Genomic DNA, 15,435 nt, shown 5'->3' with positions numbered 1-15,435 from the left:
TAGCGTTGTGTCAGTTAGCATTTAAATCTCTGACAGATTGCTATCGCGAGCAGGCTCACTCCTACAGTTTTGTTCGGTGTCGGTCTTGAGCGTGTCGCATCCGCTATAGAGCCTTGCGCCAATGTCGGTTACGGTTGAATCCCTCCGACACGAAACAAGGACTGCTTCATGACGTTCTCATTTCCCCGCTCGCTGCTGGCCGCCAGTCTTGGCCTGTCCCTCGCATTCTCGGCAGCCAACGCTTGCGCCGAACCACACAAAAGGGTGCTCGCCGACGCCGAGCAATACCAGCCTGAAGCGCTGAAACTGCTGGAGCGCCTGGTCAATATCGATTCCGGTTCCGGTTATGAACCCGGTCTCACGCAAGTCAGCGAGATCGCTATCGATGAGCTGAAAAAACTTGGCGCCACCATCGAATTGGTGCCCAACACCCCGGAAAAGTCCAACCATGTACTCGCCACGCTTAAGGGCACCGGCAAGGCAAAAATCCTGCTGATGGCGCACATGGACACGGTGTTCAAGGAAGGCTCCGCCGCCGAACGGCCATTCCACATCAAGGATGGCCGTGCCTATGGGCCGGGGGTGATGGACGACAAGGGCGGCATCGTCGCTGGCATCTACGCGCTGAAAGTGCTGAAGAATCTCGACTTCAAGGACTACGCGCAGATCACCTTTCTGCTCGACGCCAGCGAAGAAACCGGCTCGGACGTCGCCACCGACCTGATCAAGAAAACCGCCAAACAGCACGACGTGACCCTCAACCTCGAACCGGGTCGCCCGGCCGATGGCCTGGTGGTCTGGCGCAAGGGCAGCGCGACGGCACTGGTCGAGGTCAAGGGCAAAGCGGCGCACGCCGGTGTCGCACCGGAGCTGGGGCGTAACGCCGCCATGGAAGCCGCGCACCAGATTCTGCAACTGGGCAAACTGGGTGATGAAGCGAAGAAAACCACCATCAACTTCACCGTGCTCAAGGCGGGTGATCGCACTAACGTGATTCCTGATCAGGCCACGGCCAAGGCTGACGTGCGCGCCGCCGTGCCAGAGGAATTCGACCGCATCGAAAAAGACCTGGCGCGGGTCTCGCAGGACAAATTGATTGCCGAGACGCAAGTGAAAACGTCGTTGCAGCGCGGTTTGCCGCCGATGCCGCAGACGGCTGAATCGGATCGCTTGATGGCCATGGCCCAGGGAATTTACGGCGAGATTGGCCGCAAACTGACCGAGGAGGGCAGTGGTGGCGCCGCGGATGCCAGTCTGTCGGCTGGGGTGGGCACGCCAACGCTGGATGGCTTCGGGATTGTCGGCGGCAATATTCACACGCCGGAGGAATATGCCGAGGTGGCGAGCGTGGCGCCAAGGATTTATTTATTGTCGCGGATGATCATGGAGTTGGCGAAGGCGCGGTGAGGGGGTGATCGTTCCTGTTTAGCGCTATAGCGGTTGACGTCTTCGCGAGCAGGCTCGCTCCCACAGGAGACCGCATTTCAACGGTGGGAGCGAGCCTGCTCGCGAAGGCGCCGGTAGGGCGTTCACATCACTCCTTGACGCTCATGTATTCCTTGGCCCAGAGAATGTATTCCTCCGGCTGGGTATAAGTGTGCGTCAACTCGGTGGCGCTCAGGTCGGAGGCCTGGGTGAAGATCTGCCGCTGTTCGCGCAGGCTGTCGTAGGTTGCCTTGATCGCCGCAAAATAGGCGCCATGCCCGTCGATGGTTACGCGCACGCCAAGTTCGGCCAGGCGCTTGTCGTCGCGCAGCGCCGGGTTGCCGTAAGTCACCAGCATCAGCGGCACTGTCAGGTGTTCGGCGATTTGTTCCAGTTGATCGAAATCCTGCACGCCGACCATGCAGATGCCATCGGCGCCCGCGGCTTGATATTGGCGGGTGCGGCTGATGATTTCCTGGATCGGCAGAATGCCGGCGTTGGTGCGGGCGATGATCGCCATTTCCGTGTCGACCCGCGCTTCCAGTGCCGCGCGGATCTTGCCGACGCCTTCGGCGACGGTGATCAGGTCAGTGGATTTGCGGCCAAATTGCGCAGGCAGCAGGGTGTCTTCGATGGTCAGGGCGGCAATGCCGGCGCGTTCCAGTTCGACAATGGTGCGCATCACGTTGAGGGCGTTGCCGTAACCGTGGTCGGCGTCGGCGATCACCGGCAACTGGGCGACGCGGCCGATGCGTGTGGCCTGTTCGGCGAACTCGCTGAGGGTGATCAGGGCAAAGTCCGGTGCACCCAGCACCTGCAACGAAGCCACCGATCCACCGAGAATCCCCACTTCAAAACCGAGGTCGGCCGCGATGCGCGCCGACATAGGATCAAACACCGAGGCCGTGTGGTAGCAGGTGTCGGAGGCCAGCAACTGACGAAAATTACGGCGCAAATCTTGATGAGAAAGCCTGGTCATACGAGTTCCACCAATACAAAGGAATGGAAAGGCTTGAGCAAAGGTGTCAACGCCGAAGAGTGAAAAGGCTATCACGCGGATGGGTCAATAATCATGACGAATTTGTCGGGGAGCCGTTTATGGCAGTCCCGAGCTGAAAGGATTCATCTTCGAACGCGAGCAAGTTCCTCGCCACGGGGAGCGGCGTATCAGGCAGCGGCGGCCTGCTGTTGCTGATGGGGCAGCAGCACCGCCCGCACCGAATTGCCCGGTTGCAACTGCAAGCGTTTGGCGGTGAGGCGGTCGATCGCCAGGCTGTCGCCGACTCGTCGGGCGCGGGCCACGGTGATTCGGCAGTTCTCCAGACGGCGGTTGTGGATCAGCCACAACGGCGCCAGGTCGTCCGGGCTGCCGAGGCTCAGGGTCAGTTCAAGGCTGTCGCGCACGGTGCGGATATTGCGCACCGGCGCTTCGATCACCGGGCCACCGTCAAAAATATCGATATAGCCTTTGTGGGCGAAACCCTCTGCCTGAAGGATTTTCAGCGCAGGTTCGGTGTTCGGATGCGTCTGGCCGATAGCCGCCTGAGCCGCCTCGGTGAGCAGGCAGGCGTACAGCGGCTGGCGCGGCATCAGTTCGGCAATAAAGGCTTTGTTGCCCAATCCCGACAAGTGGTCGGCATGGCTGAAGTCCATCTGGAAGAAGTGCCGGCCCAGGCTGTCCCAGAACGGCGAACAGCCTTGCTCGTCGGCATTGCCGCGCAGTTCGGCAATCATCTTTTCGCCAAACAGGTGAGGAAACTCGGCGACGAACAGCAGGCGGCCTAGCGATAGCAGGCGGCCGTTACTGCCGACGCGCTGGTCATGGCGCAGGAACAGCGAGCACAGCTCCGATTGGCCGGTCAGCTCGTTATTGAGAAATAACGTCGGAATTTGCCTTTGAATGCCCAGGTCCGGCGCTGAACTGACGGTCACGCCGAGCCGGTAGTTGTACCAGGGCTCGCGCAGGCCAATGGCACCGGCCATCGCGCTGACGCCGACCACGCGCGATTCGTCGTCTTCGAGCACAAACAGATAATCGGCGTCGGCGCGCTCCACCTGTTCGGCGAACGCGCGCTGTGCCCAGCGCACCCGGTGAGCGAGGCGGTCTTCGTTGGCCGGCAGGGTCGTGAACCCCGGGCCCGCCTGCTGCACCAGGGTCATCAAGGCGGGCAGGTCGCTGACTTTGACCGGACGGACAATCATGCTGTAACTCCTTTTGCGCGCCTGGCGGGGCGCTGTCGTGGGGTTCGGAACCGGGCGCGGTTCACAGGGCAATCAGCCGGATCGGGCTGCCCTCGGTCACGTTCAGCGCCGCACAGAGGGCGGGGGTGAGGCTCAGCGGTTGATCAGGTTGATAATCGAGTTCGGCCACAACGGCTCGAAAACCGTGCAGTGCATCGTTGCTCAGCAGGTAACGCCCGCGCGCATCGATGCGTGGCTGTTGTTGCACCGCGACAGTTTGGCTGCGTGCGATCGAGCGGATGTTCGCCGTGCGCGCATACAGCGTCGGGCCTGCGTCGAACAGGTCGATGTAGCTGTTGGTCTCAAAACCCTCCCGCGCCAGGATGTCGAAGGCTTCCTGGCCGTCCGGGTGAATCTTGCCAATACAGTCCTGCGCCGCTTGCGGCAACATCGGCACGTAGATCGGGTATTGCGGCATCAGTTCGGCGAGGAATGTCCGGCTCTGCAATCCGCACAGGCGTTCGGCTTCGAGGTAGGGCAAGTCGAAGAAATGTTTGCCCAGTGCATCCCAGAACGGTGAATGGCCGTCTGCGTCGCTGTAACCGACGATTTCGGTAATCACCGTCTCGGCAAAACGTGGCGCGTGTGCGGCGATGAACAGCAGGCGCGCCCGCGACAGCAGCTCGGAAAATGCTGTGCGCACCAGCTTCGCATCGATGTGGAAACCGCGCAGCAAGGTGTGGCCGCTGAGGTCATGGCACAACGACAATGCCGGCACCCCGTGTTCGATGTTCAGCTCCCGCGAGGCACTGGTGAAGTGACGGTTGCGCAGGCTGTAGAACGGCTCGTTGAAACCGGCGGTGGCGAGGATCTCCGAGCAGCCGAGCAGTTGTTGGCTGTCGAGGTCTTGCAGGACGAAAAAATAGTTCTCCGGGCCCTGCGCTGCCGCTTCGCTGTCGAACGAAGCGCAGGAGGCGGCAATCTTGTCGCGCAGGCGTTCGCGGTCGTCAGGCAGCGAGGTCACACCGACCAGACTGTCGCGGGCCAGTTGCTGTAGCTGGGGCAGGTCGCTCTGCTCGACCGGGCGTAAGACCAGCATGGATGTAACTCCTGTATCAAAAGGCTTGGCGCGTTCGCCAAGCCTGACTATCACTGTCGGTGTCCACGCGATAAATCGGCGGTCGCCTGATTTGTTGTCAGACGCCGCTCTTTTTCTTGTCAGCCGTTGCTCGGGTCAGGCAGCGCCGTACTGGCGCCAAGCTTGTTGAGGAAAAACAGATACACCAGACCCAACGCAATCCAGATCAGCCCGAGTTTCTGGGCATCGACGCCCATGTTGTACATGATGGCCGCAACGATGCTGAAGCCGATCGCCGGGCAGAGCAGATGGCGTACCACCCGACCGGACTTCTGCCGACGCCAGTAGTAGTTGATGACCGTCAGATGCAGCAGCATGAAACCGCTGAGCGCGCCGAAGTTGACCAACGAGGTGAGGGTGTCGACCGAGTTGATGAACAGATAGCAGATCACCAGCGACAGCACCGCCACCAGATAGATGCTCAGGTACGGTGTGTTGTGTTTCGGATGAACCCTGGCGAGCACTTTTGGCAGCTTGCCGTCGCGGGCCATGCCAAACAGCAGGCGCGACACCGCAGCCTGCGACGTGATTGCCACGGCGACGCCCCAGGCCAGAGCGGTTGCCACCGCGGTCAGCGTGGCCAGCCAACTGCCGGCGGCGATTTCGGCGATTTCATAGAACGCGGTGTCGGCGGACTTGAAGCCCATGCCGGCCGCCAGGTCGGTGGCGATCCAGGTTTGCGCCACAAAAATCACCCCCATGACCAATAGCGTGATCAACGCCGCTTTGCCGACGCTCTTGCCCGGGTCGCCCTTGATTTCCTCGGCAAGCGTGGAAATCGCATCGAAGCCCAGGAACGACAGCACCGCAATCGACACCGCTTGCATCAGCAGGGCGAAGTTGAAGGTTTCCGGGTGATACAGCGGCGCCAGCGTCAACTCACCATTGCCGCCGCCGCTGTGCAGGGCATTCCAGGCGTAGAACAGAAAAATGCCGAGGACCACCAACTGCGCGAGCAGAAAGACAATGTTCATCCGCGCTGTGAAGGTGATGCCGCGCAGGTTGACGAACGTCGCGCTGACCAGGAACGCCAGAATGAAGCCGACCTTGGGAATGTCCGGATACAGATGGTTCAGGGCCATCGCCGCATACACATACAGCAGCGGCGGAATCAGCAGGTAATCGAGCAGCATCAGCCAGCCGGCGATGAAACCGACGTGTTGATTCAGGCCGCGCTGCGCGTAGGAATACACCGAGCCTGCAATCGGAAAAGCGCGGGCCATGCTGCCGTAGCTCAGCGCCGTGAACAGCATTGCCACCATGCCGATGATGTACGCCAGCGGCACCATGCCCGGCGCTTCGGCGTTGACGTAGCCATACACACCGAACGGGGCGATGGGAATCATGAAGATCATCCCGTAAACCACCAGATCGGTTAGGGTCAGACTCCGTTTCAACTCTTGTTTGTAGCCGAATTCTTCAATTTCCATGAAGCGCAACTCCTTGTCTGGCAATCGGTCGTTTCAGTTGTTATGGCGGTCGATCATTTACAGCGTCAGCAGAGTTTTCCTACAACAGTGGTGCGAGGTAATCGGCCCAGCGCGACACGTCTTCGCGGTTGCGCAGCAGATCGTTGCGCACCTCGATCAGCACCGAGTCCAGGCCCCGGGCATCCCCGTGAACCGGCACTGTCATATCGCCCAGCGGGTCGATCCGGTACGGCTGGTTGCCCGCCACTTTCAGCGAGTGTTTGTCGAGACCGTCGAGTACGCGTTGGGCGTAGGCCTGCGCCTGGCCAAACAACACGCCGATTTCCAGCGGTCGCGGCTGGCCGTAATACACCGGGGTGAAACTGTGAATCCCTACGACCCGCACCGGTTGCCCTTGGGCGATGCGCTCGTCGATCAGCGTCTGCAAGCGCGCATGAAACGGCTTGAACAACTTCTGCCGGCGGTACTCGCGGGTGGCTTCGTCAAGCTCGCGGTTGCCCGGAATCTGATAGATCTCGCTCTGCGTCGGAATACTGTCGGGCGCGTGGCGTGGGCGGTTGAGGTCGATAAGCAGTCGCGAGTAGTTGGCGCTCAACAGCGTGGCATTCAGTTGCTGCGACAGTTGCTCGGCCAGTTCGAGGGCGCCAATGTCCCAGGCGATGTGTTCAGCCGCCGCGACATCGTCCAGGCCCAGATTGTTCAGGGCCTGGGGGATATAGCGACTGGCGTGCTCGCACACGAGAATCAACGGCGTCGTCGACTGCTCGCGACTAAGGTTATAGACCGGTCGGGTGTATAACCCCAGTTCGGCGGATTCAGTACAGGCGTGCATAGTGCTCACACAAGTCAGCGGGCGAGAGCTGTTCCGTCAGCGCCAGTTCCTCGGTTTTAAGGGCGTGGTACGTGTCGAGCAACGGCTTGGGCAGCCATTCGTTGAAGGCGCCGCTGTCGCGCAGGCAATCCAGCGCCTGCGCCAGCGAGGCGGGCAGGGCAACAATGCCCCGGGCCTTGCGTTGCTCGTCGTTGAGTGAATCGGGAATCTCGTCGGTGATTGCGTTCAGCGCCAGTCGTTGCTCGATGCCCAGGCGGCCGGCGATCAGCAGTGCGGCCATGGCCAGGTGTGGCGAGGCGGTGGCGTCCATGGCGCGGAACTCCAGATTGAATTGCCGGGCCACGGACTTGCCGCCCAGACTCACCGTCGGGCAGATGCGCAGCGCCGCTTCGCGGTTCTGTTGCCCCAGGCAGGCGTAGGACGCGCTCCAGTGATGCGGCTGCAAGCGCTCGTACGACACCGGCGTCGGTGCAGTGAACGCACACAAGGCCGGCAAATAGTGCAAGACGCCAGCGGCCCAGTGTTGGCCAATCTGCGACAGGCTATTGATGGTGCCGGCGTCGTACAGCACCGGCTGGCCGGCGAGGTCGAGCAGACTGATGTGCAGATGCACGCCGTTGCACACGGCATTGGCGGCGGTCTTCGGCGCGAAACTCAGCGCCAGGCCCATCTGCCGGGCGATCTCGCGGCTGATCTCGCGCACGTTCACCGCGCGGTCTGCCGCGGCCACGCCGAGCGTCGGCCGGCAGGTGATTTCGTATTGATGCTTGCCGTATTCAGGCAGGAACATTTCCGGCTCGACTCCGCCGGCGCGTAAAGCGCTGAGCAGCCAGCCGCCGAATTCGGCGCCCTGACGTTGCGCTTCCAGGGAAAATGCCGAATGTTCGGCAACGCCCGCGTGCAGGTTGAATTCGTGTTCGAAGGCAGCATTGACCTGCAAGCCCAGCGTCTCGCGATAACGCTCGATTTCATCGCGCAGCAACGTGCGCGGGCAGGCGCCCCACGGTCGGCCATCGGTCTCGCGAATGTCACCGTGAATGAAGTCCAGCGCCGGCGCGTCGGCGTCCGGGCCAGTGCCGACGGTGACGCGGCTGCTCAGGTCGGGAATCAGGCGCAAGTCGCCATACGCGCCCCACGGGTTGGTTGAGGCAATGATGTCTTGCGGGGTCAACGCGCTGTTGGCCGGCACCCAGCCGCAACCGGCCACTTCATAATGCTCCAGCTCATCGGTGGGAAACGAGCGACCCCGGGTGATGCCGATCAGGTCGGTGGTCACCAGGGTCGTCATCGGCAGCGGCGTCAGGCGAGCGCTCATGGCTGCATCTCCTGGAGACGGCCGAGCACAGTGGCGGTGTCGGTGATCCAGCAGTAACCCTTGATTGCATTCAGGCAGGCGTGATGGCGTTCGGCGCTGCAGGTGGCGCAGGCGTCTTCGACCAGCGTCACCAGATAGCCACGGTCGGCGGCGTCGCGCACGGCCATGTCGACGCACTGGTCGGTGACGATGCCGGCGATGATCAGGTGGCGGGTTTCGAGGTTGCGCAGCACGTAGTCGATGGCGGTCGAGTTGAACACGCCGGAGGAGGTCTTCGGCAAAACGACTTCATTTTCCAGCGGAGTCAGCTCGGCGATTACCTGTGCCTGCGGGCTGCCCTTGGGCAGGTGCATGTCCGACAGCTTGTGGTCCAGCGAGCGGTCGCGGCCATCGGCGGTCAGGCTTTCGATCAAGGTATGCAGGACGTTTTGCCGGGCTTGACGAAAAGCCCCGAGCAAGCGCTGCTGATTGGGTATGACCTGCCCACGGGCACGCTCAAGGAAATACGCCGCGTCCGGGTCATTGAGGTGGGGATCGAACTGCGGTTCGAGCCAGGCACGCTGCATGTCAACCAGGAGCAATGCCGTGTGGTCGGTGACAAACGGCAGATCCCGCGGCGAGCGGTGGGGAAGGCTGAACATCCTTATTTATCCTCCAGCAGGTGGGTGGCGAAGTCGTTGCGCAGGGCGTCGATGCCTTCCAGGCGATCGGCCAGATCCGAGCCGCGCTGGGTCAGGCAGGCAATCAGCGCCTCGACCTGCGCCAGCGCCGGCACCATGGTGTCGAAGGGCGACGCCGATTCCACCGGTGCGCTGATGATCAGGTCGGCCATTTCACGCAGTGGCGAGGCATAGATGTCGGTGAACAGCACCACCCGGGCGCTGTGGTTTTTTGCCGCCGCGGCCACGCGCAGGGCCTGGGTCTGATAGCGGCGATAGTCGAACACCAGGACCACGTCCTGACGTTGCAGATCGAACAGCCGGTCAGGCAGCAGTGCGTTGTCTTCCAAAGCAAAACAGCCCGGACGCAGCAGGCGCAGATGGTTGAGCAGGTAGGTGGCCATCAGGCTGCTGAAGCGACCGCCAAAGCAATACACCTGATGCCGGGTGTCGAGCAGCCATTCGGTGAGGATGCGCACGTCTTCCGGCTGGGTCAGCGATTGGGTGTCTACCAGCAAGCGATGGCTCTCGCCCAGATAATGGCCCCATACGTCGTCTTTATTGTGCTGGGCGCGCGGTTGTAACAGCGTGCGTGGCGAACGCAGGCGATGGTCCATGTCGCTGAGCAAGGCATCCTGAAATTCGGCATAGCCGCTGAAACCGAGCTTTTTTACCAGCCGGACGATGGTCGGGTCACTGACGCCGGCGTGTTCGGCCAGTCGCGCCATCGGGCCAAGGCCATTGCGTGGATACTGATCAAGCAGCGCGCGAACGACTTTGCGCTCCGACGGCGTAAGATCCAGGCCGGGGTTGGTGATCAGATCTCTAAGAGGGGGCATCCGGGCTCCTGCTGGATGAGGGGGTTGTTGAATTCGCTTCACAATCCGTTAAAAGAGTATTTATGTAACTGTGGCTACATGTCTAGTGAATTTTTGTAGCTGTTTAAGCGGCCCCGAAACAGGGCAAACAGCCCGTATCAAAAGGGCTACACGTAAGTCGATCTACCTTGTAGTCCATCGCCTATAACGGTGTGCGAAATTGCCGTCTTTGCGCTTGCCAGCGCTACAGTGCATAACCATGAGGCCCCCTGTTTCCGTCAGTCTACACCAAAAACGGCAGTACGTCCTTGATTTTCAATAACCTTCAACCGAGTGAAAGCATGTGCAAAGCAGCCGTTTGACATTGATCTGCCATGCGCGAACCGTCGCACAAAAATTGGCGATATTTCCTACTGATGAGCCTGTTGAAAACTCGTGTCAGGCGTCCGACCTTTTTCCTACACGTTTCAGCGCCGCACGCCGGCTGATCTGCGGTCCGGAACTGCGTACCCGGCAGACTGCCGCGTGGTTCGGTGCGGATGCTCAAGTGGAGCCAGCGTTGCGCGATTGCGATTGGGGGCGCTGGCAGGGCCGAGCGATCAAGGACCTGCAGGCGAGCGAGGCCGATGCGTTGCAGCGCTGGCTGGGCGATCCGGAGACCGCCCCTCATGGCGGCGAGTCAGTGGCGCAGTTGCGTGCGCGGGTCGCGAATTGGTTGTGTGAAGTTCAGCTCAATCCGGGGCATGTGGTTGCTGTGACCCATCCTTACGTGATGCGTGCGGCTTTGCTACACGTGATGCAGGGCGCGGCGTTCAATGCGATTGATGTCGAACCGCTGTCGACTATCGAGTTGCAGTTCAACGGCCTCTGGCGGTTACGTTTGCCTGGGGCTGACCTCCAAGGAGCACGCTGATGAAACGTTTGCTGGTGATCGGTATCGGTGCCGGGAATCCGGACTACATCACAATGCAGGCAGTGAAAGCGCTGAATCGGGTCGATGTGTTCTTTCTGATGGATAAAGGCCAGCGCAAGCACAAGCTGATCGATTTGCGCCGCGAGATCTGCGAGCGCTACATCACGCAGCCCACGTACCGCTTCGTCGAAGCGCACAGCCTGGAACGCGAGCGTGGCGATGTCGACTACGCCACAAGCGTCGATGAGCTGAACCGCGCCCGGCAGCAGACCTTCGAGCGCCTGATCAATGACGAATTGGCCGACGGTCAGTGCGGCGGTTTTCTGGTGTGGGGCGACCCGGCGTTATACGACAGCACGGTGCGCATCCTCCAGGCGATCCTGGCTGCCGGGACGTGTGTCTTTGATTTCGAGGTCATTCCTGGCATCACCAGCGTTCAGGCATTGGCGGCGCAACACAAAGTGCCGCTGAACGCGATCGGGCGCTCGGTGGAAATCACCACGGGACGTCGCCTGGCGGCGGGGCAGGCGAGTGAGGCGGACAGTCTGGTGGTGATGCTTGACGCCGAGAACGCGTATCAGCGGGTGGCGGATCGGCAGACGGAGATTTTTTGGGGGGCTTACCTGGGCACGCCGGACGAAATTCTGCTCAGCGGCCGGCTGGCGGATGTCGCGGACGAGATTGAACGGCTGCGCAAGGCGGCGCGGGCGCAGCATGGGTGGATCATGGATACCTATTTGCTGCGTAAGCCCTGAATGGTCAGTAGACGTGCCGGCGCTATCGCGAGCAGGCTCACTCCTACAATTGATTGGGTTCACAATTCAAATCTAGGAGTGAGCCTGTTCGCGATGACGGCGGCACATTCACCACGGATTCTGAACAGCAAAAAGAAACCCGGTGCAACGCCAGTCGCACCGGGTTTTTTGTTGCCAGCCCACCGCCGATGTCGTGGATCCGCGATTGGCCTTTAACGCTGTATCAGGCGCGTTCCAGCGCCAGCGCCACACCTTGGCCGCCACCGATGCACAGGGTCGCCAGACCTTTTTTGGCATCGCGCTTGATCATTTCATGCAACAGCGTGACCAGTACGCGGCAGCCCGAGGCGCCGATCGGGTGGCCGAGGGCGATGGCGCCGCCGTTGACGTTGACCTTGTCCAGGTCCCATTGCAGATCCTGGGCCACCGCCAGCGATTGTGCGGCGAATGCTTCGTTGGCTTCGATCAGGTCGAGTTGGTCAAGGGTCCAGCCGGCCTTGTCCAGGCAACGGCGCGTCGCCGAAACCGGGCCGATGCCCATGATCGCCGGGTCAACACCCGCATTGGCGTAAGCGGCGATGGTCGCCAGCACGGGCAGGCCCAGGGCTTTGGCTTTTTCGGCGCTCATCAGAATCACGGCGGCGGCGCCGTCGTTCAACGACGAAGCGTTGCCGGCGGTGACGCTGCCGTCCTTTTTGAAGGCCGGGCGCAGTTTCGCCAGGGACTCGGCGGTGGTATCGCCGCGTGGCTGTTCGTCAACCTTGAAGGCGACAGGATCGCCCTTGCGCTGCGGGATCAGAATCGGGGTGATTTCATCAACGAAGCGACCAGCCTCAATCGCGGCAGCCGCTTTTTGCTGAGACGCGGCAGCAAACGCGTCCTGTTGCTCGCGGCTGATCTCATATTTGTCGACCAGATTTTCGGCGGTGATGCCCATGTGGTAATCGTTGAAGGCGTCCCACAGGCCATCGCTGATCATCGTGTCGACGATTTGTGCGTGGCCCATGCGCAGACCGGTGCGTGCGCCCGGCATGATGTAGTTGGACAGGCTCATGTTCTCCTGACCGCCAGCGATGATCACCTCAGCGTCGCCGCAGCGGATCGCTTGTGCGCCGAGGTGCAAAGCCTTGAGGCCCGAGCCGCAGACCTTGTTCAGGGTCATGGCCGGTACGGCGTGGGGCAGACCGGCCCTGATTGCGGCCTGACGCGCCGGGTTCTGGCCGGCACCGGCGGTCAACACCTGGCCCATGATCACCTCATCGACCTGCGCACCGTCCAGACCGGTCTGTTCAAGCAACTGGCGGATCACCGCCGCGCCCAGATCCACCGCTGACACATTGGCCAGGGCACCCTGGAAACTGCCGATCGCGGTACGCGTGGCGGCAACAATGACGACGTCTTGCATTTTCAAATTCCTCACTGGGCAGCGAACTGCATTTCCGGTACGTGATCCGGGACGATCAGTTTACCAGCGGTTTTGGCGACGATTTCCTCGACGCTGACGCCAGGTGCGCGTTCCTTGAGGACAAAAGCGCCATTTTCGATTTCCAGATAGGCGAGGTCAGTCAGTACACGCTTGATGCAGCCGGCGCCGGTCAATGGCAGGCTGCATTTGGCTAGCAGCTTGGACTCACCGTCCTTCGACGCATGGGTCATGATGACAATGATGTTGTCGGCACCGGCCACCAGATCCATCGCGCCGCCCATGCCTTTCACCAGTTTGCCGGGGATCATCCACGAGGCGATGTTGCCCTCGACGTCCACTTCGAATGCGCCAAGCACGGTCAGGTCAACGTGGCCGCCGCGGATCATCGCAAAGGATTCGGCGGAATTGAAGATCGACGCACCGATGCGTGCCGTCACGGTCTGTTTGCCGGCGTTGATCATGTCGGCATCGATGGTTTCTTCGGTAGGAAAAGGTCCCATGCCGAGCAGGCCATTTTCCGATTGCAGCATGACTTCCATGCCTTCGGGAATATAGTTGGCGACCAGGGTCGGAATGCCGATGCCGAGGTTGACGTAGTAGCCGTCCTGCATTTCGCGGGCGACGCGCTGAGCCATTTGTTCGCGGGTAAGTGCCATGTTGTTATTCTCCGTAGCCCTGAATTATTTGCGGACGGTGCGCTGTTCGATGCGTTTTTCGAACGTGCCGCAAATGACCCGATCGACGTAAATGCCCGGGGTGTGGATCTGGCTCGGGTCCAGCTCGCCGGGCTCGACGATTTCTTCGACTTCGACCACGGTGATTCTGCCGGCGGTGGCGGCCAGTGGGTTGAAGTTCTGCGCGGTGTGGCGGTAGACGACGTTACCGAAGTGGTCGGCTTTCCAGCCTTTGACGATGGCGAAATCACCGGTGATGGATTCTTCCATCAGGTACCTGCGCCCGTTGAATTCACGCACTTCCTTGCCTTCGGCGACCGGGGTGCCGACCCCGGTGGCGGTGAAGAACGCCGGAATGCCGGCGCCGCCCGCGCGCATCTTCTCGGCGAGGGTGCCCTGCGGCGTGAGGATAACCTCGATTTCGCCCTTGAGCAGTTGCTCTTCGAACAGCTTGTTTTCGCCAACGTAAGAGGCGACGACCTTGCTGATCTGACGGTCGGTGAGCAGCACGCCAAGACCGAAGCCATCGACGCCGCAGTTGTTGGAAACCACCGTGAGGTCGCGGGTGCCCTTGCGCTTGATCTCGGCGATCAGGTTTTCCGGAATGCCACACAAGCCGAAGCCGCCGGCGATGACGGTCATGCCATCCTCAAGCCCGGCCAGGGCTTCCTCGTAGGAACTCACACGCTTGTCGAAACCTGCCATAGGCACCTCTTTTATTATTTGCGGGCGGCTGGCTAGCCGAATGGTTGGAGTGTCTCTCTGTGGAATATATTTGTTAAGTTGATTTTTACGGTTGATTGATTGATAAAACTCAATAACGCTGATCGTTCCCACGCTCCGCGTGGGAATGCCTCTGGGACGCTCCGCGTCCAGTGACGCGGAGCATCACGGGCTGCATTCCCACGCCGGAGCGTGGGAACGATCAAACGATCAGTAACCGAGGCGTGCAGCTTGACGCTTGCAGCTTACAACTGGAGCGAAGCGACCATGACCATCAAACAGATCCGCGCCTTTCTCGCCGTGGCCCAGAGCTTGAGTTTCGCCGTGGCCTGCGAGCGTCTGCATTTATCTCAATCGGCGTTGAGCCTGACTATCAAGGCGCTGGAAGAAGGCCTGGGCGGGCGTCTGTTCAGCCGCAACACGCGTAACGTGGCGCTGACGGCAGAAGGCGAATCCTTGCTGCCACTGGCGCGGCGGCTGATTGCCGACTGGGACAACGCCGAAGACGAAATGCGTCAACGCTTCAGCCTGCAACGCGGGCGCGTGACGCTGGCGGCGATGCCGTCGTTTGCCGGCAACTTGCTGCCGCCGATCCTGAAGACGTTTCGCGCGCGCTATCCCAACGTCAACGTCACGGTCAACGACGTGATCAACGAGCAAGTGCTGGAAATGGTTCGCGATCGTCAGGTTGAATTGGGCGTGGCATTTGAACCCATGCAAAACACCTCGATGACCTTCACACCGTTGTACCGGGATCGCTTCGTGGCGGTGGTGCCGATGGATTCGCCGTTGGCGCAGCGCGGCGAGATCGATTGGCAGACGTTGCTGCAAGAGCCATTTATTACCTTGCAGCGACCATCGACGGTGCGGGTGATGCTGGAGGAGCATTTGCAGGCACGGGGGATGAAATTGCCGGTGGAATTCGAAAGCCACCAATTGGCGACCGTCGGCAGAATGGTCGCCAGTGGCCTGGGCGTCAGTGCGGTTCCGGCATTGTGTGCCGGGCAAATGGAGGAGCTGGGCGCGCACTGCCTGACCTTGAAGGATTCGGTGGAACGCGCCATCGGTGTGCTGACCGAACCGGGCAATGAACTGTCGGCAGCGGCGCAAGCATTATTCGACATTCTCCAGCAGGAAAACCTGAGC

The 15,435-nt window shown here is 61.0% G+C and carries 15 protein-coding genes; 4 read left to right on the top strand and 11 right to left on the bottom strand.

The annotated features are described in order from the left end of the window. Positions 1-168: 168 nt before the first annotated feature. Complete coding sequence (locus HU743_RS26740; RefSeq protein WP_186652329.1) at positions 169-1,407, top strand: M20/M25/M40 family metallo-hydrolase; 1,239 nt, start codon at positions 169-171, stop codon at positions 1,405-1,407. A gap of 127 nt (positions 1,408-1,534) precedes the next feature. On the opposite strand, the gene HU743_RS26735 is transcribed toward HU743_RS26740, so the two are convergent. From HU743_RS26735 to HU743_RS26700, 8 genes are all read right to left on the bottom strand, one after another. After that, positions 1,535-2,404 (bottom strand): oxaloacetate decarboxylase, encoded by an 870-nt coding sequence (locus HU743_RS26735; RefSeq protein WP_186619295.1) that lies wholly within the window; start codon positions 2,402-2,404, stop codon positions 1,535-1,537. 188 nt (positions 2,405-2,592) lie between these two features. Continuing rightward, positions 2,593-3,627: an arginine N-succinyltransferase gene (astA, locus tag HU743_RS26730; RefSeq protein WP_186652327.1), complete on the bottom strand. Its 1,035-nt coding sequence runs from the start codon at positions 3,625-3,627 to the stop codon at positions 2,593-2,595. 61 nt (positions 3,628-3,688) lie between these two features. Further along, the gene (locus HU743_RS26725) at positions 3,689-4,705 is read right to left on the bottom strand and encodes an arginine N-succinyltransferase (RefSeq protein WP_186652326.1); all 1,017 of its coding nucleotides are present in this window, start codon (positions 4,703-4,705) and stop codon (positions 3,689-3,691) included. Positions 4,706-4,824: 119 nt separating this feature from the next. Next, complete coding sequence (locus tag HU743_RS26720) at positions 4,825-6,174, bottom strand: APC family permease (RefSeq protein ID WP_186551656.1); 1,350 nt, start codon at positions 6,172-6,174, stop codon at positions 4,825-4,827. A gap of 79 nt (positions 6,175-6,253) precedes the next feature. Further along, positions 6,254-7,006, bottom strand: a complete 753-nt coding sequence (locus tag HU743_RS26715) for an N-formylglutamate amidohydrolase (RefSeq protein WP_186652324.1) — start codon at positions 7,004-7,006, stop codon at positions 6,254-6,256. Then, a complete protein-coding gene (locus HU743_RS26710; RefSeq protein ID WP_186652322.1) occupies positions 6,990-8,321 on the bottom strand; it encodes a glutamine synthetase in 1,332 nt (443 codons plus the stop codon). Before HU743_RS26710 ends, HU743_RS26715 begins: the two co-directional genes overlap by 17 nt. Then, entirely contained in the window at positions 8,318-8,962 is a 645-nt protein-coding gene (locus HU743_RS26705; RefSeq protein WP_186652320.1) for an isochorismatase family cysteine hydrolase, read from the bottom strand. The genes HU743_RS26710 and HU743_RS26705 overlap by 4 nt, the downstream gene beginning before the upstream one ends. A 2-nt stretch (positions 8,963-8,964) precedes the next feature. Then, the gene (locus tag HU743_RS26700) at positions 8,965-9,819 is read right to left on the bottom strand and encodes a MurR/RpiR family transcriptional regulator (RefSeq protein ID WP_186652318.1); all 855 of its coding nucleotides are present in this window, start codon (positions 9,817-9,819) and stop codon (positions 8,965-8,967) included. A 322-nt stretch (positions 9,820-10,141) separates the two neighbouring features. Between HU743_RS26700 and HU743_RS26695 the strand changes: the two genes are divergently transcribed. Together HU743_RS26695 and cobF are read left to right on the top strand one after the other, a co-directional pair. Next, positions 10,142-10,711, top strand: a complete 570-nt coding sequence (locus HU743_RS26695; RefSeq protein ID WP_186652316.1) for a histidine phosphatase family protein — start codon at positions 10,142-10,144, stop codon at positions 10,709-10,711. Continuing rightward, on the top strand, positions 10,711-11,466 hold the full coding sequence (gene cobF, locus HU743_RS26690) for a precorrin-6A synthase (deacetylating) (protein ID WP_186652315.1): 756 nt from the start codon (positions 10,711-10,713) through the stop codon (positions 11,464-11,466). Before HU743_RS26695 ends, cobF begins: the two co-directional genes overlap by 1 nt. A 223-nt stretch (positions 11,467-11,689) precedes the next feature. Here cobF and HU743_RS26685 read toward each other — a convergent pair whose 3' ends face one another. From HU743_RS26685 to HU743_RS26675, 3 genes are read right to left on the bottom strand one after another with little or no spacing between them, the layout of a single operon-like run. After that, positions 11,690-12,871 (bottom strand): acetyl-CoA C-acetyltransferase, encoded by a 1,182-nt coding sequence (locus HU743_RS26685; RefSeq protein WP_186619304.1) that lies wholly within the window; start codon positions 12,869-12,871, stop codon positions 11,690-11,692. An 11-nt stretch (positions 12,872-12,882) separates the two neighbouring features. Then, a complete protein-coding gene (locus HU743_RS26680) occupies positions 12,883-13,548 on the bottom strand; it encodes a CoA transferase subunit B (RefSeq protein WP_016774134.1) in 666 nt (221 codons plus the stop codon). Positions 13,549-13,572: 24 nt separating this feature from the next. Next, positions 13,573-14,271, bottom strand: a complete 699-nt coding sequence (locus HU743_RS26675; protein ID WP_186619305.1) for a CoA transferase subunit A — start codon at positions 14,269-14,271, stop codon at positions 13,573-13,575. A 285-nt stretch (positions 14,272-14,556) separates the two neighbouring features. Here HU743_RS26675 and HU743_RS26670 point away from each other — a divergent pair. Continuing rightward, on the top strand, positions 14,557-15,435 hold an 879-nt coding region (locus HU743_RS26670), incomplete at its 3' end, for a LysR family transcriptional regulator (protein WP_186652331.1).

Origin of the sequence: Pseudomonas sp. SWRI99 (assembly GCF_014270125.1) — a bacterium.
Lineage (GTDB): Bacteria > Pseudomonadota > Gammaproteobacteria > Pseudomonadales > Pseudomonadaceae > Aquipseudomonas > Aquipseudomonas hamedanensis.
This window is presented reverse-complemented; position numbering and strand designations above follow the sequence as displayed.